At 61.6% G+C, this 23,533-nt stretch carries 24 protein-coding genes; 9 read left to right on the top strand and 15 right to left on the bottom strand.

All coding sequences use genetic code 11. The features are described 5' to 3' along the window. Together aguB and AC1DVE_RS04815 are read right to left on the bottom strand one after the other, a co-directional pair. Complete coding sequence (gene aguB / locus AC1DVE_RS04820) at window positions 1–909, bottom strand: N-carbamoylputrescine amidase (protein ID WP_223454054.1); 909 nt, start codon at window positions 907–909, stop codon at window positions 1–3. 4 nt (window positions 910–913) lie between these two features. Beyond that, window positions 914–1,966 carry an agmatine deiminase family protein gene (locus tag AC1DVE_RS04815; RefSeq protein ID WP_223454052.1) on the bottom strand — a complete coding sequence of 351 codons (1,053 nt, stop codon included), beginning with the start codon at window positions 1,964–1,966 and terminating at the stop codon, window positions 914–916. A 134-nt stretch (window positions 1,967–2,100) separates the two neighbouring features. Between AC1DVE_RS04815 and AC1DVE_RS04810 the strand changes: the two genes are divergently transcribed. Then, window positions 2,101–2,961, top strand: a complete 861-nt coding sequence (locus tag AC1DVE_RS04810; protein WP_223454050.1) for a LysR substrate-binding domain-containing protein — start codon at window positions 2,101–2,103, stop codon at window positions 2,959–2,961. On the opposite strand, the gene AC1DVE_RS04805 is transcribed toward AC1DVE_RS04810, so the two are convergent. The 6 genes from AC1DVE_RS04805 to AC1DVE_RS04780 all read right to left on the bottom strand — a co-directional run bounded on the left by AC1DVE_RS04805 (window position 2,962) and on the right by AC1DVE_RS04780 (window position 6,759). Beyond that, window positions 2,962–3,351 (bottom strand): c-type cytochrome, encoded by a 390-nt coding sequence (locus tag AC1DVE_RS04805; protein ID WP_223454048.1) that lies wholly within the window; start codon window positions 3,349–3,351, stop codon window positions 2,962–2,964. A 191-nt stretch (window positions 3,352–3,542) separates the two neighbouring features. Then, complete coding sequence (locus AC1DVE_RS04800; protein WP_223533687.1) at window positions 3,543–3,944, bottom strand: DUF1801 domain-containing protein; 402 nt, start codon at window positions 3,942–3,944, stop codon at window positions 3,543–3,545. Window positions 3,945–4,006: 62 nt separating this feature from the next. Further along, window positions 4,007–4,450: an arsenate reductase ArsC gene (locus AC1DVE_RS04795; protein ID WP_477783795.1), complete on the bottom strand. Its 444-nt coding sequence runs from the start codon at window positions 4,448–4,450 to the stop codon at window positions 4,007–4,009. Between the two features lie 23 nt (window positions 4,451–4,473). Next, window positions 4,474–5,403: a Ppx/GppA phosphatase family protein gene (locus AC1DVE_RS04790; protein ID WP_223454042.1), complete on the bottom strand. Its 930-nt coding sequence runs from the start codon at window positions 5,401–5,403 to the stop codon at window positions 4,474–4,476. 287 nt (window positions 5,404–5,690) lie between these two features. Continuing rightward, window positions 5,691–6,029, bottom strand: coding sequence for a hypothetical protein (locus AC1DVE_RS04785; protein WP_477783794.1), 339 nt, complete (start codon window positions 6,027–6,029; stop codon window positions 5,691–5,693). 67 nt (window positions 6,030–6,096) lie between these two features. Continuing rightward, on the bottom strand, window positions 6,097–6,759 hold the full coding sequence (locus AC1DVE_RS04780) for an ATPase (protein ID WP_223454038.1): 663 nt from the start codon (window positions 6,757–6,759) through the stop codon (window positions 6,097–6,099). Between the two features lie 230 nt (window positions 6,760–6,989). Between AC1DVE_RS04780 and AC1DVE_RS04775 the strand changes: the two genes are divergently transcribed. Then, window positions 6,990–7,295, top strand: a complete 306-nt coding sequence (locus AC1DVE_RS04775; protein WP_223454036.1) for an NIPSNAP family protein — start codon at window positions 6,990–6,992, stop codon at window positions 7,293–7,295. Between the two features lie 13 nt (window positions 7,296–7,308). Here the strand turns inward: AC1DVE_RS04775 and AC1DVE_RS04770 are convergent, their stop codons facing one another. The 5 genes from AC1DVE_RS04770 to speB all read right to left on the bottom strand — a co-directional run bounded on the left by AC1DVE_RS04770 (window position 7,309) and on the right by speB (window position 13,963). After that, window positions 7,309–7,767, bottom strand: coding sequence for a GNAT family N-acetyltransferase (locus tag AC1DVE_RS04770; protein WP_223454034.1), 459 nt, complete (start codon window positions 7,765–7,767; stop codon window positions 7,309–7,311). Between the two features lie 210 nt (window positions 7,768–7,977). Continuing rightward, the gene (gene betA / locus AC1DVE_RS04765; protein WP_056723862.1) at window positions 7,978–9,666 is read right to left on the bottom strand and encodes a choline dehydrogenase; all 1,689 of its coding nucleotides are present in this window, start codon (window positions 9,664–9,666) and stop codon (window positions 7,978–7,980) included. 17 nt (window positions 9,667–9,683) lie between these two features. Beyond that, complete coding sequence (locus AC1DVE_RS04760) at window positions 9,684–11,258, bottom strand: purine-cytosine permease family protein (RefSeq protein ID WP_223454032.1); 1,575 nt, start codon at window positions 11,256–11,258, stop codon at window positions 9,684–9,686. 136 nt (window positions 11,259–11,394) lie between these two features. Next, a complete protein-coding gene (locus tag AC1DVE_RS04755; protein ID WP_223454030.1) occupies window positions 11,395–12,906 on the bottom strand; it encodes an aldehyde dehydrogenase family protein in 1,512 nt (503 codons plus the stop codon). Between the two features lie 55 nt (window positions 12,907–12,961). After that, window positions 12,962–13,963 (bottom strand): agmatinase, encoded by a 1,002-nt coding sequence (gene speB / locus AC1DVE_RS04750; protein ID WP_223454028.1) that lies wholly within the window; start codon window positions 13,961–13,963, stop codon window positions 12,962–12,964. A 151-nt stretch (window positions 13,964–14,114) separates the two neighbouring features. Here speB and AC1DVE_RS04745 point away from each other — a divergent pair, with 151 nt between their 5' ends. From AC1DVE_RS04745 to AC1DVE_RS04715, 7 genes are all read left to right on the top strand, one after another. After that, window positions 14,115–15,029 carry a LysR family transcriptional regulator gene (locus AC1DVE_RS04745; RefSeq protein WP_150725973.1) on the top strand — a complete coding sequence of 305 codons (915 nt, stop codon included), beginning with the start codon at window positions 14,115–14,117 and terminating at the stop codon, window positions 15,027–15,029. 68 nt (window positions 15,030–15,097) lie between these two features. Continuing rightward, window positions 15,098–16,606: a sigma-54-dependent transcriptional regulator gene (locus AC1DVE_RS04740; protein WP_223454027.1), complete on the top strand. Its 1,509-nt coding sequence runs from the start codon at window positions 15,098–15,100 to the stop codon at window positions 16,604–16,606. A gap of 380 nt (window positions 16,607–16,986) precedes the next feature. Next, window positions 16,987–17,370 carry a glycine cleavage system protein GcvH gene (gene gcvH, locus AC1DVE_RS04735; protein WP_008049323.1) on the top strand — a complete coding sequence of 128 codons (384 nt, stop codon included), beginning with the start codon at window positions 16,987–16,989 and terminating at the stop codon, window positions 17,368–17,370. 41 nt (window positions 17,371–17,411) lie between these two features. Further along, window positions 17,412–18,668, top strand: a complete 1,257-nt coding sequence (gene glyA, locus AC1DVE_RS04730) for a serine hydroxymethyltransferase (protein WP_218496242.1) — start codon at window positions 17,412–17,414, stop codon at window positions 18,666–18,668. 75 nt (window positions 18,669–18,743) lie between these two features. Continuing rightward, window positions 18,744–19,733 (top strand): lipoyl synthase, encoded by a 990-nt coding sequence (gene lipA / locus AC1DVE_RS04725; RefSeq protein WP_223454025.1) that lies wholly within the window; start codon window positions 18,744–18,746, stop codon window positions 19,731–19,733. A gap of 33 nt (window positions 19,734–19,766) precedes the next feature. Then, window positions 19,767–20,525, top strand: a complete 759-nt coding sequence (locus tag AC1DVE_RS04720) for a M15 family metallopeptidase (protein WP_477783793.1) — start codon at window positions 19,767–19,769, stop codon at window positions 20,523–20,525. Continuing rightward, a complete protein-coding gene (locus AC1DVE_RS04715; protein ID WP_223454022.1) occupies window positions 20,522–21,238 on the top strand; it encodes a L,D-transpeptidase family protein in 717 nt (238 codons plus the stop codon). Before AC1DVE_RS04720 ends, AC1DVE_RS04715 begins: the two co-directional genes overlap by 4 nt. A gap of 120 nt (window positions 21,239–21,358) precedes the next feature. On the opposite strand, the gene AC1DVE_RS04710 is transcribed toward AC1DVE_RS04715, so the two are convergent. Beyond that, window positions 21,359–22,747, bottom strand: a complete 1,389-nt coding sequence (locus AC1DVE_RS04710; protein ID WP_223454020.1) for a purine-cytosine permease family protein — start codon at window positions 22,745–22,747, stop codon at window positions 21,359–21,361. A gap of 45 nt (window positions 22,748–22,792) precedes the next feature. Continuing rightward, window positions 22,793–23,533 carry a TorF family putative porin gene (locus AC1DVE_RS04705; protein ID WP_223454018.1) on the bottom strand — a complete coding sequence of 247 codons (741 nt, stop codon included), beginning with the start codon at window positions 23,531–23,533 and terminating at the stop codon, window positions 22,793–22,795.

Genomic DNA, 23,533 nt, shown 5'->3' with positions numbered 1-23,533 from the left:
TCACACCCCTTGGGTTGCCCAGCGTGAGTGGATCTGACGACCGTCCTGGGTCAACAAGGCGCCGTACATGTCCGGACGGCGATCGCGGTAGATGCCCCAGGTCAGGCGGTCTTCGCGCATGGCCGCCAGGTCCAGGCTGTGGACCAGCACGCCGGTGCTGTCGCGGTCGGCTTCGGCGAGCAATTTGCCCTTGTGGTTGCAGATGAACGAAGAGCCGTAGAAGTTCATTTGCAGGGTCGGGTCGGTGGTCGCCGCTTCCCGGCCGACACGGTTGGCCGCCACCACCGGCAGCAGGTTGGCGGCGGCGTGGCCGCGCATGGTCATCTGCCAGTGATCCCGGGAATCGAGCGTGGCGCAACCCGGTTCGGAGCCAATGGCCGTGGGGAACAGCAGCACTTCGGCGCCCATCAAGGCCAGACAGCGGGCGGTTTCCGGGAACCACTGATCCCAGCAGATGCCCAGGCCGATGCGCCCGAACGCTGTGTCCCAGACCCGGAAACCGCTATCGCCGGGGCTGAAGTACTCCTTCTCCTGATAGCCGATGGCGTTGGGGATGTGGGTCTTGCGGTACACCCCCAACAGGCGCCCGTCGGCGTCGGCCACGCTCAGTGAATTGAAGTAGGCATTGCCGGCCTTCTCGTACCAGCTCAGCGGCAGTACCACGCCCAACTCTTTGGCCAATGCGGCAAAGCGCTGGAGCACGTGGCTGTCGCGATACTCTTCGGCCAGTGCCAGGTGTTTGTGGTGTTGCTCGATGCAGAAGTACGGCGTGGCGAACAGCTCCTGCAACAGGATCACTTGCGCGCCCTTGGCCGCTGCCTCGCGGACCAGTTGCTCGGCCTGGTCGAGGTTGAGTTTCAGGTCCCAGGTGCAGGGCATCTGGGTGGTGGCTATGGTCAGCAGTGTCATGGCATCAACCCCGCACCGGCCAGGCCGGCTGTTGCTGGGTGATGCAATGCACACCGCCGCCACCATGGGCCAGGTGGTTGATCCGCACTGGCACCACTTCACGACCGGGGAATGCCTGCGCCAGCACTTCAGCAGCGACCTTGTCGGCATCGATGCCATAGGCCGGCATGATGATCGCGCCGTTGGCTATGTAGAAGTTGGTGTAGGAGGCGCAGAACACTTCGGCCTCGGTGTCTACCGCATCGGAGGCTTCATAGAGTTCGATCAGCTCGAACTTGCGGCCCTGGGCATCGGTGGCCAGTTCAAGGGCGCGACGGTTTTCCCGTGCGACTGCGGCGTACACAGAGCTCTGGTCGTGGGTGGCGTCCACCAGCAACACACCGGGGCGGGCAAAGGCGCACACGCCGTCGACGTGGCCGTCGGTCATGTCGCCGGTCACGTAGTCCGGATCGCCCGGCAGCCAGATGGTTTTCTTCACGCCAAGCAGGCGGGTGAAGATCTCTTCGATCTCGGCCTTGGTCACGCCCGGGTTGCGATTGGGGTTGAGCAATACCGACTCGGTGGTGATCAGCGAGCCCTCGCCGTCCACGTGAATGGCGCCGCCCTCGTTGCTCAGCGTGGTGCCGAAACACTCCAGCCCCAAATGATTGAGCGCACGGCGGGCCAGGCTTTCGTCCAGATCGTGGGCCGACTTGCCGCCCCAAGCATTGAAGCGCCAGCTCACACCAGCCAGGCCTTGCTGCGGATGGCAAACGAAGCTCGGGCCGGAATCGCGGCACCAGCTGTCGTTGACCGCCAGTTCGATCAACTCGATGTTCGGCCCGCACAAGGCCTTGGCGCTGGCGACGGCCGAAGGATCGACCACCAGTTTCACCGGTTCGAAGCGGGCGATGGCGTTGGCCACGCGGGCGAAGTCCTCTTGAACCTGTGGCAGTGTCACCCGCCAGCCTGACTCCCAAAGGGTCTTGTTGTGCGGCCAGACCATCCAGGTGGCGGCGTGGGTGACCCACTCGGCCGGCATCGTCCAACCGCTGTTTTGAATTTCGTTGTGTTGCATGACAAGCACCTCTGAGTTAAGTCATTGTGTTCAATGAAAACGGCCTTGGCGGTCTTGGCATGCATGCTACGGCTGGAAAAACGGGCAAACAAACGATGGATTTTGCAGATAACTGATTAGAGGAGCTTATCGATATGCTCAAGCACTGGCCGCCCCTGAGCACCCTGCGCGGCTTCGAAGCCGCCGCCCGGCTGGGCAGTTTTCACAAGGCCGCCGACGAGTTGCACCTCACCCAATCGGCGATCAGCCAGCAGATCCGCAGCCTTGAGGCCTACCTGGAACAACCGCTGTTCCATCGCAGCGGGCGCAGCGTCAGCCTGACCGATGCCGGGCACGATCTGCTGAGCACCACCCAGGCGTTGCTGCAGCAACTGGCGGTGGGCATTCGCCGGCTGGGGCAGTATCAGAAACCCAATCAACTGGTGCTCAACACCACCCCGGCGTTTGCCCGGCACTGGTTGTTGCCACGCCTGGGGGATTTCCGTCGCCAGCATCCGCAGGTCGATCTGTGGATTTTCAGCACCGATGAAGTGCCGGACATGGCCAGCCAGACCATCGACCTGGCGGTGCGCGACGACATCAGTTCCCAGGCCGAATGCAGTTTCAGAGTGCTGCACGCCGACCGCCTCTACCCGGCGTGCCATCCAAGCCTGCTGGCCGTACCGGCGCAGCAGCGCACCACCCTGCATGGCGAGCGGGAAATGGACTGGAGCCACTGGGCAGTGGAATCGGGAATTGATGTGGGGCAGATGGATCAGGGGCTGAATTTTTCCGATCCGGGTTTGCTGCTCGACGCGGCCTGCACCGGTCTCGGCATTGCACTGGTAAGCCAGTTGCTGAGTCGGCAGGCGCGGGCCACCGGGCTGTTGCAGCCGATGGTGGAGCAAACCATCCGCGGCCCGAACTGGGCGCTGCTGACCCACCGCGACAGCGAGAACATCCCGATGGCGCGGGCCTTTACCGAATGGCTGGTCGACAATCTGGCCAGCGAGTGATTACTGCGCCGGAAAAGTTTGCAGATAGGCCAACAGGTCTTCGATTTTTTCCGGATCGCTGAGCCCCCAGAAAATCATGCGGGTACCGGGGACGACTTTTTTCGGCGCCTCAAGGTAGGCGATCAGGGTTTCGCGGTCCCAGACCAGGTTGGCGGATTTCATCGCGTCGGAATACACGTAGTCCGTGGTGACGGCAGAGGGGCGACCGATCACGCCATTGAGCTGCGGACCAAAGAAGGCGCGAGCCGATTCGCCGATCTGATGGCAGCCACTGCAGAGGCGCTTGAACACTTTCTCCCCGGCCTGGACATCGCCCGCAGCAAGGGTGGGAGTGCTGAGCAGGCCAGCGGTGAGCGCCAGGGCGAGGGTCAGGGCGGCGATTTTCTTCATGTTCCGTTTCCAGTCGGGTGTTGCCGGATGGCTATTGGAACACGGTGGTCGGGGATATCCCAAGTGGTCAAATGGACGCAATCCCTGTGGGAGCGGGCTTGCTCGCGAAAGCGATAGTCCAGTCACCTACGATGGTGAATGTGAAGGCCTCTTCGCGAGCAAGCCCGCTCCCACAGGGTCTTGTGCATAGCTTACTTTTTGGTCAGGGTTCGGGAGGTATTGAGCTCAATGGCCGCCTGAATCAACGCCGTCAGCGCCTTTTCATCGATCTGCTCACCCTCGCGGATATCGATGGCACGCCGGGTATTGCCTTCAAGGCTTGCATTGAACAGCTTCGACGGATCGTCCAGCGAAGCGCCCTTGGCGAAGGTCATCTTCACCACTTGCTTGTAGGTCTCGCCGGTGCAAATGATGCCGGCATGGGACCACACCGGCACGCCGCGCCACTTCCACTCTTCGATCACTTCGGGGTCGGCCTGGCGGATGATCTGGCGGATGTGGGCCAGGGATTCGCCGCGCCAGTCAGCCAGTTCCCGGATTCGTTCGTCGATCAGCGCCGAGGCTTCGTTTGAGTCAACCTTGTCCGTTTTCATCACCGTTTCCACCCTCATCATGATGGTTGTGACCGATGAGGGTAGACGCTGTTCGGAGGTTTTCAGGAATCGCTGACTGACGGCGCCTGGGGCACGGGACGGGTTTTCACGGTGACGAACATTTTGATGCGGTCGCCGATTTCCTGCAGGGTATGGCGGAACGGGTCGTGTCTTTCGCTGGTGGTCGGGTCTTCGAAGCTCCAGACCATCACTTCAGCGGTAAACGGCATGCGCGCGGCCTCTTCGGAGGATTTGTCGCACAGGGTGATGACGTAGTCGAACGCTTGGCCTTCGAAATCCTCGAGGGACTTGCTGCGCAAGTCGCTGGCATCGACGCCGATGTGATCGAGGGATTCGAACGTGCGCGGGTCGATCTCGCTGGCCTCGAGCCCGGCACTGAAGGCCTGGAAGTCGGCAGGATCGGTGTGGCGCAGCAGGGCTTCGGCCATCGGTGAGCGGACATCGTTTCGGGCGCAGACGAACAGCACGCGACGGGGGGCGGTCATGGGTTTACCTCGGCTGGCGGACTTTAGTGTTTGCTCATCAATCCATGCAGCACGCCGAACCGCAAACCCGGTTCAGACGCAATCATGTGCGTGATCCCGAACACCTTGAACGCCGCCAGCATCAACACCAGGCCGCCGGGCAAAATGCTCAGGCGATGGGTGGGCAAACCGGCCAGTTTGAGGTGTTTCACATGTTTGACTTCCAGCAGGCGCAACGACAGGCGCAACAGGCCGCCGTAGGTGATGCCGCTTTGGCCGTCATCATTCAAGCCATTGGCCTTGAGCACCTTGGCGAGCATCCGCGCCGTCCCGGAAGAACCGATAGCCTGTTGCCAGCCCATGGCGCGGTAACGGCGGGCAATGCGTTCGAATTGCACGGTGGCCGCGCGTTCGGCCTCCAGCAGCGCTTCGGCAACGATCCGCCCGCCGTGGAAGTAATGCGCACCGAAGGTGCCGCTGCCGATGGCAATGCTCTCGGTGACCAGCAGCTGGTCGCCACGGCCGATGATCATCTCCGTGGAGCCACCGCCGATATCCACCACCAGCCGCGTGGTTTGCGCCGGCAAAGTGTGGGCCACGCCGGCATAGACCAGTTGCGCCTCTTCGTGACCGGAAATGACGTCGATGCGAAAGCCCAGGTGGCGTTCGGCACTGGCCAGGAATAGCGGCGCGTTGTCCGCTTCGCGTACGGCACTGGTGGCCACCGCCCGCACCCGCCCGGCCTCAAAGCCGCGCAGCTTCTTGCCGAATCTCGCCAGCGCCTGCCAGCCCCGGTCCAGCGCCAACTCATCGAGCGCCCCGCCCTGCAGGCCTTCGGCCAGACGCACTGGTTCACGTAGGGTTTTCACTTCCTGGATGACCATCTGCTGGTTCCGTCTCACCGATTGGCCAATCATCAGGCGAAACGCATTGGAACCCAGGTCGATGGCGGCAAACAGCGGGGCGTCTTTCATAGGGGGGGTTCCTTGCACATTCATCTGCCGGCGGACTGGCGGCCGTCGGGCACTCAAGACGGATTGCGAGGATCTTGCCATTACTTCGATGACACCGAGATGACACAGCCTGGAGATCTGACCCACACCACAATTAGTCGGCAGTCCGCGAATTACCGGCATCCTGATGAATGGCCATCAAACCGTCATCGAATCGTCATGAACCGAGCGGCATAATCAAGTCATTCAATGCGTGCTTTAACTTTCTGCTGCCAATTCTGGTGGCTTTTTTTTGCCTGAAATTCTGCTTACAAACACTCCTGCGCCGCACGTTCGAACGTCGACGGCACGAACGCCGAGGCCAGCAGCTTGCGCTCGTACAGGAACACCTTGCCGCCGTTCGAGGCTTTATAGGTTTCAAGCACGTTGTCCGCCGACACTTTGCTCGATACGACAATCCGGTAGCTGCGCTGGGTCTGCGATACCGTGGGCGCCAGCGCATCGTCCTGCAACTTCGGCACCACGCAATGGGTGTACTCCTCGGGCGACTTGCTGGTGTGCAAGGTCATGGTCGGATTGTTCGGCGTGGCACAACTGGCCAGCAGCAGCGAGGCGAATACCAGGCTCGGGGCAAAAACAGTGCGCATGAATCAGGTCCTGAATAGAAATCCACGGTGGATTGGGTTGCCCGCCGCTCAATGGACGTCGGGGTTATTAATTTGTTGCTGCGGTTAAACCGGCCGTTACCAGCGCCTTCAACGACGCATCGAACTGTTTCAGCGCGGTCAGTTGCAGGTCGCGTTGCTGATCGATTTGCGCGGCAATCTCGGGGGCGGCCTTGTCATGCACCCACACCGACGGCAGTTGTTTTTCCACCGCACCTTCGGCCTTGCCGATGTACTGCAGGTTGGCGTCGTAGAACCGCGCGGCGAAACGCGCCTCGACCCGGTCGTTACGCTGGGTCAGCAACTGGTTGTGGGTATCGAGCATCACCACCACATCCGGGTGCGCCTGCACCAGGGCCTCGAGGTTGTCGTAGACGGTCACCGACACAAAGGTGTGGTGCAGCGAGCTCATCAACCAGTCGATGGCCAGTTGCGGATCGGAGCTGTTGACGAACGCCTGGCGAATCCGCGCATCGAGTGCGTTCTTCGCACCGTTGACGGCCACCGAGTGGTATTGCTCAAGGTATTGCAGGTTTTCCACGGTGTTTTCGCTGTACAGCACCCCGACCGTCTGCCCGTATTGCAAGCCGCCCTGGCCAGCGGTGATGGGCGGCAGATGGCAGGTGCGTGCGTCTTCGGCAAAGGCCGATGCGGTGGATGCAACACTGCCCAGCAACAGGGCAATCACAGCCAGTCGGGTCAAGATTTTCATCGCGCAGGTTCCTTGAGCAGCGTTTTCAATGCAGGCAATTTTCCGCCTTTGCACAAAAAACAGAACTTGCGATTCTTGATGGTGACTATTGACTGAACCAATAGTGCGGCGGCGCCAGCGCATGCCTCTGGCGCAAAGTTACTGGTCAATGTCGAACAAGCGGCTGTGCCGGGCGCCCACGGTTGATTACAGTGGCGACTGCCCTAAAAACCTGATCAAGGAACGAAACAATGGTGACCTGCTACCTGAAATACGTGCTCGATCCCTACCAGCTCGACGCATTCGAGCACTACGGCAAGTTGTGGATTCCCCTGGTGGAAAAGTTCGGCGGCCAGCACCACGGCTACTTTTTGCCGTCGGAGGGCGCCAACAACATCGCCCTGGCGCTGTTCACCTTCCCCAGCCTGGCGGAGTACGAGCATTACCGGCAGCAGTCGATGAACGATCCGGAATGTATCGCGGCGTTCAAGTACGCCGAAGAGAAAAAATTCATCCTCAGCTACGAGCGTTCATTCATGCGGCCGGTATTTGGCTGAAAGGATCGCTGACTCAGTCTTTTTTCAGATCCAGGCAATAGGTGTAGTAACCGGGGTCGCGCACCCAGCCCAGGGATTCATACAGGCGCTGGGCGGTGAGGTTGTCGGTGGCGGTTTCCAGGGTCATGCCTTTGCCACCGGCCAGCTTCGCGAAATCCCGGGCGGTGTTCATCAGCACGGTGCCGACACCTTTACCCCGGGCAGCGGGTGTGGTGAACAGATCACCGAGCAACCAGGTGCGATGGGCGTCGATGGAAGAAAAAGTCGGGAACAGCTGGACGAAGCCGAGGTTTTCACCGTCGCTGTCCTGGGCAAGAAATATCACCGATTCATCCCGGGCGAGGCGCTCGGCGATGAAGGCGCGCGATTGCGAAAGGTTCGACGGCTGCTTGTAGAACATCCGGTAGGCGTCAAACAAAGGGGCGATCTGGTCGATGTGCGATGCGTCGGCGCGCAGGGCCTGAATAGCCATGAGGGTGCTCCATTGCGGTCTCAAGGAATTACAGACTAGCAATGGCGACGTAACAGCGACGCACTATTTTCCTGAAAACACCGCGGCCCCTGTGGGAGCGGGCTTGCTCGCGAAGGCGGCAGCACATCAAACATCGATGTGACTGACCCACCGCTTTCGCGAGCAAGCCCGCTCCCACATTAGGCTCCCACATTGGATTGCGGGTTGCGGTCAAACGCGCACATTACGCCCTGGCAACGAAGTACGCTGGCTGCTTTCCCAGCCTTCGACCAGACCCACCGGCACATCCGCTGACGGCAACATCTGTGCGCCACGCACCAGATCGGACGCCCGCTCAGCAAGCATGATGGTCGGCGCATTGAGGTTGCCGTTCGGCTCGGTCGGGAACACCGACGAATCGATCACCCGCAGACCGGCGATGCCACGCACGCGCAATTCGGAATCGACCACCGCCATGTCGTCCTCGCCCATGCGGCACGAACCGCATGGATGGTAGGTGCTTTCCAGGTTGTCGCGCACGAAGGCGTCGAGGTCTTCATCGCTGGTCACCTGCGCGCCCGGGGCGATTTCGCCGTCGCGGAAGCGGTCCATGGCTTTCTGGCCGATGATCTCGCGGGTCAAGCGAATGCAGCGGCGGAAACCTTCGCGGTCCTCTTCCCGCTCCAGATAGTTGAAGCGGATTTCCGGATGCTCGTACGGATCGGCCGAGCGCACGCGCACATAACCACGGCTTTTCGGTTTGTTCGGACCGGTCAGCACCATGAAGCCATGGCCCTTGATCGGCTTGTTGCCGTCGTAGCGCATCGCCGCCGGCAGGAAGTGGAACTGGATGTCCGGCCAGCGCAGGCCCTTCTCGGAGCGGATGAAACCACCGGCCTCGAAGTGGTTGGTGGCGCCCAGGCCATCCTTGAACAGCAGCCAGCGCAGACCGATCATCAGCTTGCTCAGCGGGTCCATCTTGTTGTTGAGGGTCACCGGTTCCTTGCAGCCGAACTGGATGTACACCTCGGCGTGATCCTGCAGGTTCTCCCCTACCCCCGGCAGGTCATGGCGCACGCCGATCCCGGCCTTGCGCAGGACGTCCGCCGGGCCGATGCCGGAGCGTTGCAGCAGGTGCGGCGAGCCGATTGGCCCGGACGAGATCAGCACTTCACGGTTGCAATACACCTGGTGAGTCTGGCCACCGTGGTCATACATGACCCCCACCGCACGCTTGCCTTCAAGAATGATCTGGCGCGTCATCGCGTGGGTGATCACCGTCAGGTTCGGACGGCCCATGGCCGGGCGCAGATAGGCGTTGGCCGTGGAGCAGCGCACGCCGTTCTTCACGGTCATGTGCATGGCACCGAAACCTTCCTGCATGTAGCCGTTGCAGTCTTCGGTCTTGATGTAGCCCGCTTCGGCACCGGCTTCGACCCAGGCGCCGTACAGCGGGTTTTTCATGTGGTTGCCGTTGGTGGTGTGCAGCGGCCCGGTCTGCCCGCGATAGCTATCGCCGCCCGACTCGTAGCTCTCGGCGCGCTTGAAGTACGGCAGGCAGTTGCGATAGCCCCAGCCTTCGGCACCCAGGGATTCCCACTCGTCAAAGTCCAGCGCGTGGCCACGGATGTACACCAGGCCGTTGATCGACGACGAACCGCCCAGCACCTTGCCCCGTGGGCAGTGAATGCGTCGGCCGTTGAGGTGGGTCTCCGGCTCGGTCTCGTAGCGCCAGTTGTACTTCTTGGTGTTCATCGGGATCGAGAATGCGCTCGGCATCTGGATCACTACGCTCTTGTCACTGCCGCCGAATTCCAGGACCAGCACCGAGGTGGCCGGGTCTTCGCTCAGGCGGTTGGCCAACACACAACCTGCCGAGCCTGCGCCAATGATGATGTAGTCGTATTTTTGCGTAGCCATTTTTTGCGTGGTCATGACTATCTCCCGACCGTCGATTCAGTGAATACCGGCTGTGGCTGCTGTTTGTGGGTCAGCGTGTCACCGGTGGTGTATTGCGGGGAGTTCTTCTCGATCTGCTGGATCACCGCTTCTTCGCGTTTCAGATCAATCGAGCGGCTCAGCCAGTAGTACGCCAGGCCCGATACGATCAGCCCGACCAGCCAGGCGATGTCGATGCTGCCCAGCGCCTTGGCGAGCGGGCCGACATACACCTCGCGTTGTTCAACGCCGTCGAATATGTAGAAGAACGGGATCATCGAGATAAAACCGATGGCATAGGCGGCGATACCGCGCAGTCCCCAGCTGCCGTAGATGTTGCCGTGGGGCATGAAGAAGTGCGGGATGGCGTAGCGGCCCTTGCGCACGAAGAAGTAGTCAGTGAGGTTGACCGAGGTCCAGGGCACCAGGAAGTACAGCATCACCACCAGGTAGATCCCCAGCACCGACAGGCCTTTGCCGGAACTCTGGATGCTCAGGGCCACGCCCAGTTGCAGCAGGATCACGAAGCCGATGGCCAGGATGCGTGCCCTGCGTGTTGGTTCGATGTGCTTGATCGAGTCAACGCAGGTCAGCGTGGTCAGCTTGGCGCTGTAGATGTTCATCGCGATCACCGGCAGGAACGCCAGGATGGTGACCACCACCACCGCCGTGCCCACCAGCGGCGACACGGTGTTGCCAACTTGCCCAAGGGCCACCAGCACGTCAGTGGAGTGCAGGTGATCGGCCAGCCAGCCACCCACGGAAATCATCCACGCACCGGACAGCGAAGCCCCGAGGAACACCACGGCAATCAGCTTGCCGCTGGAGGTGTTTTTCGGCAGGTAGCGCGAGTAGTCCGACACATAAGGCGCATAGGCGATGTTGTAGCTGGCGGCCGCCGCAAATTGCGCGATGAAACCGGTCCAGTTGAAACCTAGCGGCTCCCGGGCCACTTCGCCTTCCGCGAGTGCCGGCAGCACTGCATCCGGCACCCAGCCCATCACCACCGCCACGGTCACCAGGCCATACAGCGGCAACGACAGGTACAACGCCCATTTGAAGCTGCGGTGCATCCAGTCATGGCCGAGAATCGCCAGCACCGCCGCCGGTATGGTCACCGCCACCGCGATCACCGCCGGGTTGAACCCGAATAGCGTATGCAGCCCCTGCATCATCAGCACCAGGTTGACGATGTTGAAGCCGGCGAACACGAACAGCGTCGCCAGCAGCACCAGGATCACCCCGCGATAACCGAACTGCGCACGGGACTGGATCATCTGCGGCAAGCCAAGGTGCGGGCCCTGGGAGCCGTGAAACGCCATGAACAGTGTGCCGAACATGATGCCCAGCGTACCGGCCAGCGTGGTCCACAGCGCGGTCAGGCCGACGCTTGGGCCAACGAAGCCGATGGTCATGGTGAAGAAGGTGAAATTGCCGAGGAACCAGAACGGGCCCTGACTGGCCAGCTTGTCAGTGCGCTCGTTCTCGGGGATGAAATCAATCGAATGCCCCTCGACGACGGATTTTTCGTCGAGGCTGGACACGCTCGGGGCGGACTTGGCGTTAGTGTTCATGATGGACTCTTATTGTTGGAAGATCATGACGAGATAACCGCGTTCTTTCGGGTGAACGACTCCCGGGGCGCAGGCAACATAGATGTCGAATGTGCCGGCCTCTTCGCGAGCAAGCCCGCTCCCACAAGGGGTGGCGTCAGCTTGGCAGCGTGATCCACACCGCCTTGGTTTCGAGCAGGTAATCGAGCTGCTCGGCGCCCAGGTCCTTGCCGAATCCGGACTGTTTGTAGCCACCAAACGGCATCGACGGATCGAGGGTGCCGTGGGCATTGACGTAGACCGAGCCTGCTTTCAAGCGTGGAATCAGGCTGTGCACCTTGCCCAGGTCGTTGGAATACAGTGCCGCCGCCAGGCCGTAGGGCGAGTCGTTGGCCAGGGCCAGCGCTTCTTCCTCGTCGTCGAACGGTGCGGTGACCAGCACCGGGCCGAAGATTTCTTCCTGGACAATGCGCATGTCGTTGCGGCAGTTGGCGAAGATGGTCGGCTCGACGAAGAAGCCAGGGCCATCGACCGGTTGTCCGCCGTAGACCAGTTCGGCGCCTTCGGCCTTGCCAGTTTCGATGTACTCGGTCACGCGCTGCTTTTGCAGGGCCGAAACCAGCGGGCTGATGAAGCAATCAGGATCCAGGCCCGGGGCCATTTTCAGGGTGCGCGTGTAGGCGATCAGCTCGCGCAGGAATTCGTCGTAGACACTGCTATGAATATAGGCCCGTGTACCGGCGTCGCATACCTGCCCGGAGTTGAAAAACACGCCATTCGCGACCGCTTGGGCGGCGGCCGGGATGTCGGCGTCTGCGCAGACGATGACCGGTGATTTACCACCGAGTTCGAGGGTCAGGCGCTTCATGTCATCCAGCGCTGCGCGGCCGACAGTCTGGCCCACTGGGGTCGAGCCGGTGAAGGTCAGTTTGTCGATACCAGGGTGGGTGGCCATGGCCGCACCGACCACGCTGCCGCGCCCGGTGACGATGTTGATCACGCCGTCGGGGATGCCCGCTTCCTGCACCAGTTCAGCGAACCGCAGGGCCGACAGCGAAGTCAGCTCGGCGGGCTTGACCACCACGGTGCAACCGGTCGCCAGCGCCGCGCCGAGCTTCCAGGCCATGGTTTGCAGCGGGAAGTTCCACGGCACGATGGCGCCGACTACGCCCACCGCTTCCTTGCGGGTATAGGCCAGGTAATTGCCCGGCAGAGAAGGTTCAACGGTACGGCCGTGCAGCTTGGTGGCCCAGCCGGCGAAGTAGCGCAGGGTATCGACGGTGCCCTGGATGTCCACGTCCTTGGCGAAGGCCACGGACTTGCCCATGTCGATGGATTCGATTTCCGCCAGTTCAGCAGCGTTCTGCTCGATCAGGTCGGCCAGGCGCTGCATCATGCGCTCGCGTTCGGCTGGTTTGGCCTGGCGCCAGGCGCCGCCGTCGAACTGGGCGCGGGCGGCTTGTACGGCACGGTCCAGGTCCTCGGTGGTGCCCATGGGAATGCGGGTGATCAGGCCTTCGGTCGAGGGTTCGATCACATCGGAAGTCTGGCCGTCACTGGCTTCGACCCATGCGCCGCCGATGAACATTTTCTGAACCTTGCTGAGGAAGGTCTGGGTGGCTTCGCTGACGCCGAATTTCTGCAGGTAACTTTTGACGATCGTGTCCATTTTTGTTCTCTCTGCCCGGCAGTCAGGGCCTGCCGGGTTTATGTGGTTTCGATGATCAGGCTGGAGTCGATTCGCTCTCGGCGGCGGCCCGCACCTTGCCACGCTCGTGGAAGATGAAACCGATGCTGTTGAGAAGCAGTTGCGCGGCGAGGATCGAAGTCATGCCGGTCGGGTCGTAGACCGGTGCCACTTCCACCAGGTCCATGCCGACGATGTTGCCTTTGCTGCGCTTGGCCAGGGCCTGGATGATTTCCAGCACTTCGTAGTAGAGGAAGCCACCGTGGCTAGGGGTGCCAGTACCGGGGGCGATGGACGGGTCGAAACCGTCGATGTCGATGGTGATGTAGTAGTTGATGTCCTGCGGGATCAGCGCCAGCACACCCTCGACGCCAAGGCGACGCACGTCACGCACCGAGAGGATTTTCGAACCGGCTTCATGAGCCGCTTCGTAGTCGTCGCGGTTGGACGACGACACGTTGCGGATGCCCATCTGGGTCATGCCGACAATGTGGTTCATTTCCGAGGCGCGGCGCAGCGGGTTGCCGTGGCCGTAGCGAACACCGTGGCGTTCGTCGACGAAGTCCAGGTGCGCATCGAAGTGAATGATGTGGATCGGGCCGCGGCCTTCGAAGGCCTTGATCACTGGCGCGTGCACCGAGTGGTCGCCGCCGAGCACCACCGGCATCACGCCGGCATCGAGGATCTTGCGCACGGCGTATTCGGTGTTCTTGTTGCTGGTGGCCATGTCGGTGTGGACGATGTCGGCATCACCGACGTCGACCATGCGCACGTCCGATGCGGTGAGGTACATCACGTCATCTTCGTGATCGTAGGCGCCGGCGTGGCCGAAGGAAAACAGCGTCGATGCTTCGCGAATCCCGCGTGGTCCGAAGCGTGCGCCGGAGCGCCACTGGGTGCCCATGTCGTTGGGCACGCCGAGCACCGCGACGTCGGCATCCAGTGCATCCCAATCGGTGCACACCGGGGATTTGCCAAAGGTGCAATGACCTACGAATGGCAGGTTCAGGCGACCGGATTCATAACCGTTGTTCGACATTTCTAGCCTCTCCACTTCTTGTTATCGGCTTGGCGGACTGCAAGGCGACCGCCGTTGGAAAGACTATGGGCGCAGGTTTTCGTGGAAAAAATGCTAAACATCAGATACTCATATCGGTATTCCCGATGCATCCCCATGCCGGAGGTCCAAGATGATCCAGCTGCACGATGTCGACCTGAAACTGCTCAGGGTGTTTGCCACGATTGTCCGCTGCGGCGGTTTCTCGGCCGCGCAGGCGGCGCTCAATGCCGGGCAATCGACCATCAGTGAACAGATGACCCACCTGGAAACCCGCCTCGGGGTCAAGCTCTGCCAGCGCGGGCGCAGCGGCTTTCGCCTGACCGAACAAGGGGTGGCCATTCATGAAGCCACCCAGCGCCTGCTGTCGGCGGTGGAAAACTTCTGCATGGACGCCGACGTGCTCAAGCAGCACATCAGCGGCAAGCTCAACCTGGGGATCATCGACACCACGATTACCGACCCGGACTCGCCGATCCCGCGCACCACCCAGCGCTTCGTCTCACGGGGCCATGACGTGCACCTGAACGTGTACGTCGGCACCCCGGCGGAACTGGAAGAACGGGTGCTCGACGGTCGCCTGCACCTGGCCATCGGGCACTTTCCGATCCATGTGCCGGGCCTGCTGCAATCACCGCTGTACCAGGAAGCCCTGGGCTTGTATTGCGGCCGGCGTCACCCCTTGTACGGCAGCCACGCCGAAGGTGAGGAGCTGCTCGAAGAAGTCGCTGCCGGGCGGATCGTCGTGCGCGGCTACATGCAGCAATACGACCTCGAACACCTGGGCGTCAGCAAGGCGGCCGCCACCGTGGACAACATCGAAGCCACCGCGATCCTGATCATTTCCGGCGCCTACCTGGGTTTTCTGCCTGAACACTTCGCCGCCCAGTGGGTCAAGAGCGGCGAGATGCATCAACTGGCACCCGCGAGCCTGCGCCTGAAGTCGCCGTTCGACGTGATCACCCGACGCGGCACGGCACCGCCACCGATCCTCCAGGCGTTCCTCGAGGACCTGGCCGCCAGCACCCGTAAAACCGGCAAGCCGTGATGTGACACTCGCCAAATTCAAATTTTGCCGGGCATACTGATTCGGTTCATCAACCTTGCAGGCCCGTCATGCGCATCCACGTCACCTTCATCGACCGCGTCGGCATCACCCAGGAAGTGCTGGCCCTGCTCGGTGGACGCAGTTTCAACCTGGACGCCGTGGAGATGGTGCCGCCGAACGTCTACATCGATGCGCCGACCCTCGGCGCCGAGGTGCTGGAGGAGTTGCGCGAGGCGCTTTTCGGCGTGCACGGCGTGCAAGCGGTGACCATGGTCGACATCCTTCCAGGGCAACGCCGGCGCCTGCAACTGGACGCGTTGCTGGCAGCCAGTTCCGACCCGGTGCTGGCGGTGGATGACCGCGGCCATGTGCTGCTGGCCAACCCGGCGCTGATCGCCCTCTGCGGCCGCGAACCGGCCGGTGAATCGCTGACCGCGCTGTTCGACGATGCCGATTTGCAACGCACCTTGATCGCTCAGCATTTCCGCCTGCCGATGCACGAGGTCAGCCTCGGTGGCCAAACGCTGCTGCTCGACGCGATGCCGATCACCGACGCCGGCGCCCTGCTCACCCTGTATCAACCCAATCGCATCGGTGAACGCCTGTCGGCGCTGCACCATGACCATGCCGAAGGCTTCGATGCGCTGCTTGGCGAATCGCCGCCGATCCGTGCGCTCAAGGCCCGCGCCCAACGGGTGGCGGCCCTCGATGCGCCGTTGCTGATCCAGGGTGAAACCGGCACCGGCAAGGAGCTGGTGGCCCGCGCCTGCCACGCGATCAGTCCACGGCACGACGCGCCGTTTCTGGCCCTGAACTGCGCGGCACTGCCGGAGAGCCTGGCCGAAAGCGAGCTGTTCGGCTACGCCCCCGGCGCCTTCACCGGCGCGCAACGGGGCGGCAAGCTCGGCCTGCTGGAACTGGCCGATCAGGGCACGGTGTTCCTCGATGAAGTGGGGGAAATGTCGCCCTACCTGCAAGCCAAGTTGCTGCGTTTTTTGAGCGATGGCTGCTTCCGCCGGGTCGGTGGCGACAAAGAGGTCCGGGTCAATGTGCGGGTGCTCAGCGCGACCCACCGCGACCTGGAAAAAATGGTCGCCGAAGGGCGTTTTCGCGAAGACCTGTTCTACCGCCTCAACGTGCTCAACCTGCAAGTGCCGCCGCTGCGCGAGCGCGGTCACGACATCCTGCTGATGGCCAATCACTTCATGCAACAGGCCTGCGCGCAGATCCAGCGACCGACGTGTCGTTTGGCACCGAGCACCTTCAGCGCCCTGCTCGGCAACCGCTGGCCGGGCAACGTGCGGCAACTGCAAAACGTGATCTTTCGCGCGGCGGCGATTTGCGAAAACCCGCTGGTGGACATCGACGACCTGGACATCGCCCGCACCGCCGTTGAACGGCAAAACGACGGCGAAGTCGGCAGCCTGGAAGAGGCCGTTGGCGACTTTGAGAAAAACCTGCTGGAACAGCTGTATCGCAGCTATCCGTCCAGTCGGTTGCTGGCGGCGCGGTTGCAGACGTCCCATAGCGCCATCGCCATTCGCTTGCGCAAGTACGGCATTCCCAACAAACCGTAAGCCTCACGCAGGCAAAATGTGGGAGCGGGCTTGCTCGCGAAGGCGTCGTGTCAGACAACATGGATGGTGAATGACACACTGCATTCGCGAGCAAGCCCGCTCCCACAGGGGATCAGTGTTGTTGCTGAATTCTCCGTCTTCAAATCGATACAGCGTAGCGAAATCAAGACAAAACCTTTCCTACCCGCATTTACGGCGTCTGCGCCCACAGCCCTGCTTGTCTGTATTGATTTCAATACGGATGAAATCTCTCGCACTTAATAAAATAACTTCAAGCAATTGATTTAAAACAAATAAAAAACCTTGGCACCGCCCTTGCTATCACTCCTCCAACCCCGCTCGTCGCCCCGCCACGAGCCTTAAAACAATAAGGAGTTGATATGAGCCAATTGCGTTTTACCGTCGATCACGAATGGTTGCGCCTTGAGAGCAATGGCCTGGTCACCGTCGGCATCACGGCGTTTGCCCAGCAGGCGCTGGGGGATGTGGTGTTCGTTCAAGTGCCTGAATTGGGCGCCTTCGATGCAGGCGCTGAAGTGTCGGTGCTGGAATCGGTGAAAGCCGCCAGCAGTATCGGCATGCCGCTGGACGGTGAAGTGGTCGAGATCAACGCGACGCTGGAGAGCACCCCGGAACTGGTCAACGAAGACCCATTGGGCGAAGGCTGGTTCTTTCGCTTCAAACCGGTCGATGTCGAGGCGCTGGGCGATTTACTGGATCAAGACGCCTATGAACGCCTGACCGCAGAACACGCCGACGCTTGAAGCCCCCTGGGCATTTCCCGAATCCGAAAAAGGACCACACCATGTTCAGCAAACACGACCAGATCAAAGGCTATGACGACGAACTGCTGGCGGCGATGAACGCCGAGGATGCGCGGCAGGAACACCATATCGAACTGATCGCCTCGGAAAACTACACCAGCCAGCGGGTGATGCAAGCCCAGGGCAGTGGCCTGACCAACAAGTACGCCGAAGGCTATCCGGGCAAGCGTTACTACGGTGGCTGCGAGCATGTCGATGTGGTCGAGCAACTGGCCATCGACCGCGCCAGGCAACTGTTCGGCGCCGACTATGCCAACGTCCAGCCGCACTCCGGCAGCCAGGCCAACGCCGCGGTTTATCTGGCCCTGCTGCAAGCCGGCGACACCGTGCTAGGCATGAGCCTGGCCCACGGCGGTCACCTGACCCACGGCGCCAAGGTGAGTTTTTCCGGCAAGCTGTACAACGCCGTGCAGTACGGCATCGACACCACCACGGGCCTGATCGACTACGACGAAGTCGAGCGCCTGGCGGTCGAGCACAAGCCGAAGATGATCATCGCCGGGTTCTCGGCCTATTCGAAGACCCTGGACTTCCCCCGCTTCCGCCAGATCGCCGATAAGGTCGGCGCGTACTTCTTCGTCGACATGGCCCACGTCGCCGGGCTGGTGGCGACCGGTCTGTACCCGAACCCGCTGCCCTACGCCGATGTGGTCACCACCACCACCCACAAGACCCTGCGCGGCCCGCGCGGCGGTTTGATTCTGGCCAAGGCCAACCCGGAGCTGGAGAAGAAGCTCAACGCCGCGGTATTCCCCGGTGGTCAGGGCGGCCCGCTGATGCACGTGATCGCCGCCAAGGCCGTGTGTTTCAAGGAAGCGCTGGAACCAGCATTCAAGACTTATCAGGCACAAGTGATCCGTAACGCCCAGGCCATGGCGCAGGTGTTTATCGAGCGCGGTTATGACGTGGTGTCCGGCGGCACGGATAACCACTTGTTCCTGGTCAGCCTGATCCGCCAAGGCCTGACCGGCAAGGACGCTGACGCAGCCCTCGGTCGCGCCGGCATCACTGTGAACAAAAACGCCGTGCCCAACGATCCGCAATCGCCGTTCGTGACCTCCGGCCTGCGCATCGGTACGCCGGCGATCACCAGCCGTGGCTTCAAGGAAGCGCAGAGCATCGCCCTGGCCGGCTGGATCTGCGACATCCTCGATCACTTGGGCGATGCCGATATCGAGGCCAATGTCGCCCGCCAAGCCGCTGCCCTGTGCGCGGACTTCCCGGTCTACCGCGACTGAGCACACAACACAAAACCCCTTGTGGGAGCGGGCTTGCTCCCACAGGTTCTGCGGCTGTTGCACAAGGAAATAACGATGAATGCCATTGTCGAATCGACCGGCAAGAGCCCGGCGAAAGTGGAAATCGGCACCAAACTGCGCGGCGCGGAAAAGGTTGCGCGGATTCCGGTGAAGATCATTCCCACGGATGAATTCCCGCGCAAACCCGACTGGATTCGCGTGCGCATGCCGATCTCTCCCGAGGTCGACCGGATCAAGCAGCTGCTGCGCAAGCACAAGCTGCACAGCGTTTGTGAAGAAGCCTCGTGCCCGAACCTCGGTGAATGTTTCTCCGGTGGTACCGCGACCTTCATGATCATGGGCGACATCTGCACCCGTCGCTGCCCGTTCTGCGATGTCGGCCATGGCCGGCCCAAGCCGCTGGACGTCAACGAACCGATGAACCTGGCCGTGGCCATCGCCGAGCTGCGCCTGAAGTACGTGGTGATCACCTCGGTGGACCGCGACGATTTGCGCGACGGTGGTGCCCAACACTTTGTCGATTGCCTGCGGGAAATCCGCAAGCTGTCGCCCGGCATTCAACTGGAAACCCTGGTGCCGGATTATCGCGGACGCATGGACGTGGCCCTGGCGATCACCGCCAATGAGCCCCCGGATGTGTTCAACCACAACCTGGAAACCGTACCGCGCCTGTACAAGGCCGCGCGGCCGGGTTCGGACTTCGAGTGGTCGCTGGACTTGCTGCAAAAGTTCAAGCAAGCGGTGCCGCATGTGCCGACCAAATCCGGCCTGATGCTGGGCCTTGGCGAAACCGACGAGGAAGTCATCGAGGTCATGCAGCGCATGCGCGAGCACGACATCGACATGCTGACCCTCGGCCAATACCTGCAACCCTCGCGCAGTCACTTGCCGGTGCAGCGCTTCGTACACCCGGACACCTTTGCCTGGTTCGCCGAGGAAGGTACGCGCATGGGTTTCAAGAACGTGGCGTCCGGGCCGCTGGTGCGTTCGTCCTATCACGCCGATCAACAACTTCATGGAGGTACGGACGGTTTCAAGCCATGATGGAATGACTGGTCATGCATGGAGCCGTTTCCGATGTCGCGTTCACCCTGTCTGTTGTTGCTGTGCCTGAGCCTAGCCACGCCGTGCATGGCCAACGAGTCGAAACCCGGGCACATGGTGTATGTGCGCAGCGTCGACCCGGGCATCGAGCAGGACATCCGCTACGCCAGCGCGCACAATTTCACCGGGCATCCGCTCGACGGTTACCAGGCGGCGGAGTGCCTGCTGTCGGCGGATGCTGCGAAAGCGTTAGCCCGAGTGCAAAGCTCACTGAAAGCCGAAGGCTACGGCTTGAAGGTATTCGACTGCTATCGACCCAAGCGTGCGGTGGCGGACATGGGCCGCTTCGCCACCGACCCCAGTGACCCGCTGAAGACCGAGTTCTATCCACGGGTCGACAAGCAAGACTTCTGGCGTCTGGGGTATGTGGCCCGGGTGTCCAATCATTCCCGGGGCAACACCGTCGACCTGACGATGACCGGCCCCGACGCCCTGCCCGCCGACAGCTGGACACCTTCGGCTACGCCGGTGGATTGCACCGCCCCTTACGGCCAGCGCTGGCACGACGGCGCGCTCGACATGGGCACCGGTTTCGATTGCTTCGATGAGCGGGCGCATACCGACTCGGCGCTGATCAACGCCACGGCCAAAGCCAATCGCCAGCGCCTGGCCAGTGCCATGGCCAAGGAAGGCTTTGTCGGTTATTCGGCCGAGTGGTGGCACTTCACGTACAGCGGGAATCCGCAGAAGCCGGACGTCATGGACTTCCCCATCACGCCTCTGCAGCCATGAAGCCTCTGATCAAAACCCTGTTAGCGCTGCTTTTTCCGCTGGCTGCAATGGCCCAGGGACTCGACGGCAGCGACCAACTGATCGTGGTCACCAGTAAAGGCTGGGATGACATCCAGGGTACAGCCCAGCGCTATGAACGGCACGGGCAGACCTTGCAGAAATTCGAAGCGCCCTTTGCAGTGGTGCTCGGCAAGAACGGCATGGGTTGGGGCAAGGGGCTGCTCGATATCGGGCAACCTGAAGGGCCGGTCAAACAGGAAGGCGATGGCAAGGCGCCGGCTGGAATGTTCAAGCTGGGCACGGCGTTTGGCTACGCGCCTTCGGCCGAAACCCGCCTGCCCTATCTGTCGCTGACACCGACCATCGAATGCGTGGATGACAGCCAATCCACGCGTTACAACGAACTGGTCGACGGAGCGGTCGTCGAAAAGGACTGGAACAGCTCCGAACGGATGCGCCGCTCGGATGAGCTGTACCGCCAAGGCATCGTCATCCAGCACAACACCCCGGCCACTCCCGCTGCCGGCTCGTGCATTTTCTTCCACATCTGGCGCGGCCCCACGGCGCCGACCCGTGGCTGTACGGCCATGGACCCGGCGGATATCGCGCGGTTGTTCGATTGGCTGGACCCGGGCAAATCCCCGGTGCTGGTGCAACTGCCTGAAGCGCAGTACGAGCAGTTGCGTGAGCGCTGGAAACTGCCGAAGCGCTAACTTGTAAACGCTGATCCTGTGGCGAGGGAGCTTGCTCCCGCTGGGGCGCGAAGCGGCCCCAAAAAATGGGACTGCTGCGCAGTCCAGCGGGAGCAAGCTCCCTCGCCACAAATGCTGGTATTAACCTCGCTCAACCACCACGCCACTCATCGACGGCTTGGCCAGCGCGTAATAGATCACACCCGGCACCAGCAGCCCGACAATCCAGGAAATATCCACGCCGCCCAGTTGCGCAACCATCGGCCCAGAGTAGAAATGGGTGTCGACAAAAGGCAACTGGATCAACACACCAATCACGTACACGCTGATCCCCAGCACGTTCCAGCGACCGTAGCGCCCGTTCGGGTCGGACAGCGCCGGGATGTCGTAACGCTCCTTGTTGATGAAGTAGTAATCCACCAGGTTGATCGCGCTCCACGGGGTGAAGAACGTCAGCAAAAACAGGATGAAGTACTTGAACGAGTTGAGGAACGAGTACTGCCCCAACAATGCCAGCGCGGTGGACGCCGCGACGATCAGCAGCACAAACAGCATGCGCTGGCGGGCGGTGATTTCCAGGCGACGACGAAAGCCACTGATGATGGTGGCGATGCACATGAAACTGCCGTAGGCGTTGAGGGTGGACACCGTGACCTTGCCGAACACAATGCTCAGGTACAGCAAGGACGCGATCACACCGCTACTGCCCAGGCCGACAATCGTCGCCACTTCGTGCCCACGGAAATTCGCCCCGGCCAGTGCGGCGGCGAACACCCCCAGCACCATCGAAGTCTGAGCCCCCAGCACTGTGCCGAGGCCCACGGCGGTGAAGGTTTTCCACGACGAAGTCTTGCTCGGCAGGTAGCGTGAGTAGTCTGCCACGTAGGGGCCGAAAGCGATCTGCCAGGACGCCGAGAGCGAAACCGCCAGCAGGAAGGTGCTCCAGGCAAAATGACGATTGTCCAGCAGCAGGCCGATGTCGTTGAGGGTCATCAACCGGGTGAACAGGTAGGCGAAGGCGATGATGCCCAGCACGCTGGCTACACGCCCGACCAGGTGAATCACCCGATACCCGAAGATCGTCAGGAACGCGATGCACGCCGCGAAAATCAGGATGCCGGTGCTGTCACTGACACTGATCAACTGCGCGATCGCCTGCCCCGACAGCACCGCGCCGGTGGCGCTGAAACCCAGGTACATCAAGCACACCAGGACAATCGGGATGGCCGCGCCATACACGCCGAACTGCACTCGGCTGGAGATCATCTGCGGTAAGCCGAGCTTCGGCCCTTGCGCCGCGTGCAGCGCCACCACGGCACCGCCGAGCACTTGCCCGATCAGCAAGCCGATCAGCGACCAGAACACATCGCCGCCCAGCACCACGGCCAGGGCGCCGGTGACGATGGCAGTGATTTGCAGGTTGGCGCCGAGCCACAGGGTGAACTGGCTGTAGAGACTGCCGTGTCGTTCAGCCTCGGGAATGAAATCGATCGAGCGGGTCTCGACCAGGGGACTGCGTTGCGCACTCATGACGATGTTTCCTTTGAGGAGCTGTTTTTGTTGTCGGGGTTGAACTTAGAAGGTCTTGGTGGCACTTGCAACGACCGTGGCCGAGCACAGGTCGTTATAGCCATACCAGCCACTGCATTCACTCTTCGTCAGGTCGGTGTCGACATAGCTCAGGCCCCAGGTCACGCCAACAAAATCACGGGTCAACTTGGCCTCCCACTCGTAGTAGGCCTCGCGGTTGTCGCCGTTGGCGGACCAGAAAGCCGGGTCTTTCACGTCGTTGCGTCCCACGCGCAACTCCAGGCCGACTTCGGCCGGCAGCGTGAACTTGTAGCCGACGTAGGTGTAGAGGGTGTCCTGGTCTTCGCCGAAAACGTTCGGCGTGTCCTTGGAGTAATAGGCACCCAGCTTCACACCGTACAGGTCGAGGACGGCGTAGATTTCGCTGAGGTTGAATTCGGAATTTTTCGGGTAGTCGTACTTGATGTAACCCAGGTCCAGGCTGATCGCGTCCGTCGCCTGCCAGTAGTAACCGGCGTAGTACTCACGCTCCTGCCGGGTGTCGAAGCCGCCGCCGAAATCCACGTTGGAGGTCCAGGCGCCGATGTACAGGCCGCTGCTGTGCAGCAGCGTTGCGCCACCCTGTACCGCCGGATCGCCCAGGGTTTGCGAGATGCCCCGGGAACGGTAATCGCTGACGACGCCCAGGGTCATTTCCAGGCTGAAATCATCGTTGAGGGTCAGGGCCTGGCTGCTCAGGGGAATCAATGCCAGTGTCGCGAGGGTCAATGCTGAAAGTGCGTTCAT

Source organism: Pseudomonas sp. P4_B4 (genome assembly GCF_056402255.1).
Note: the sequence above shows the minus strand (reverse complement) of the source record. Positions and strands in the feature narration are given on the sequence as shown.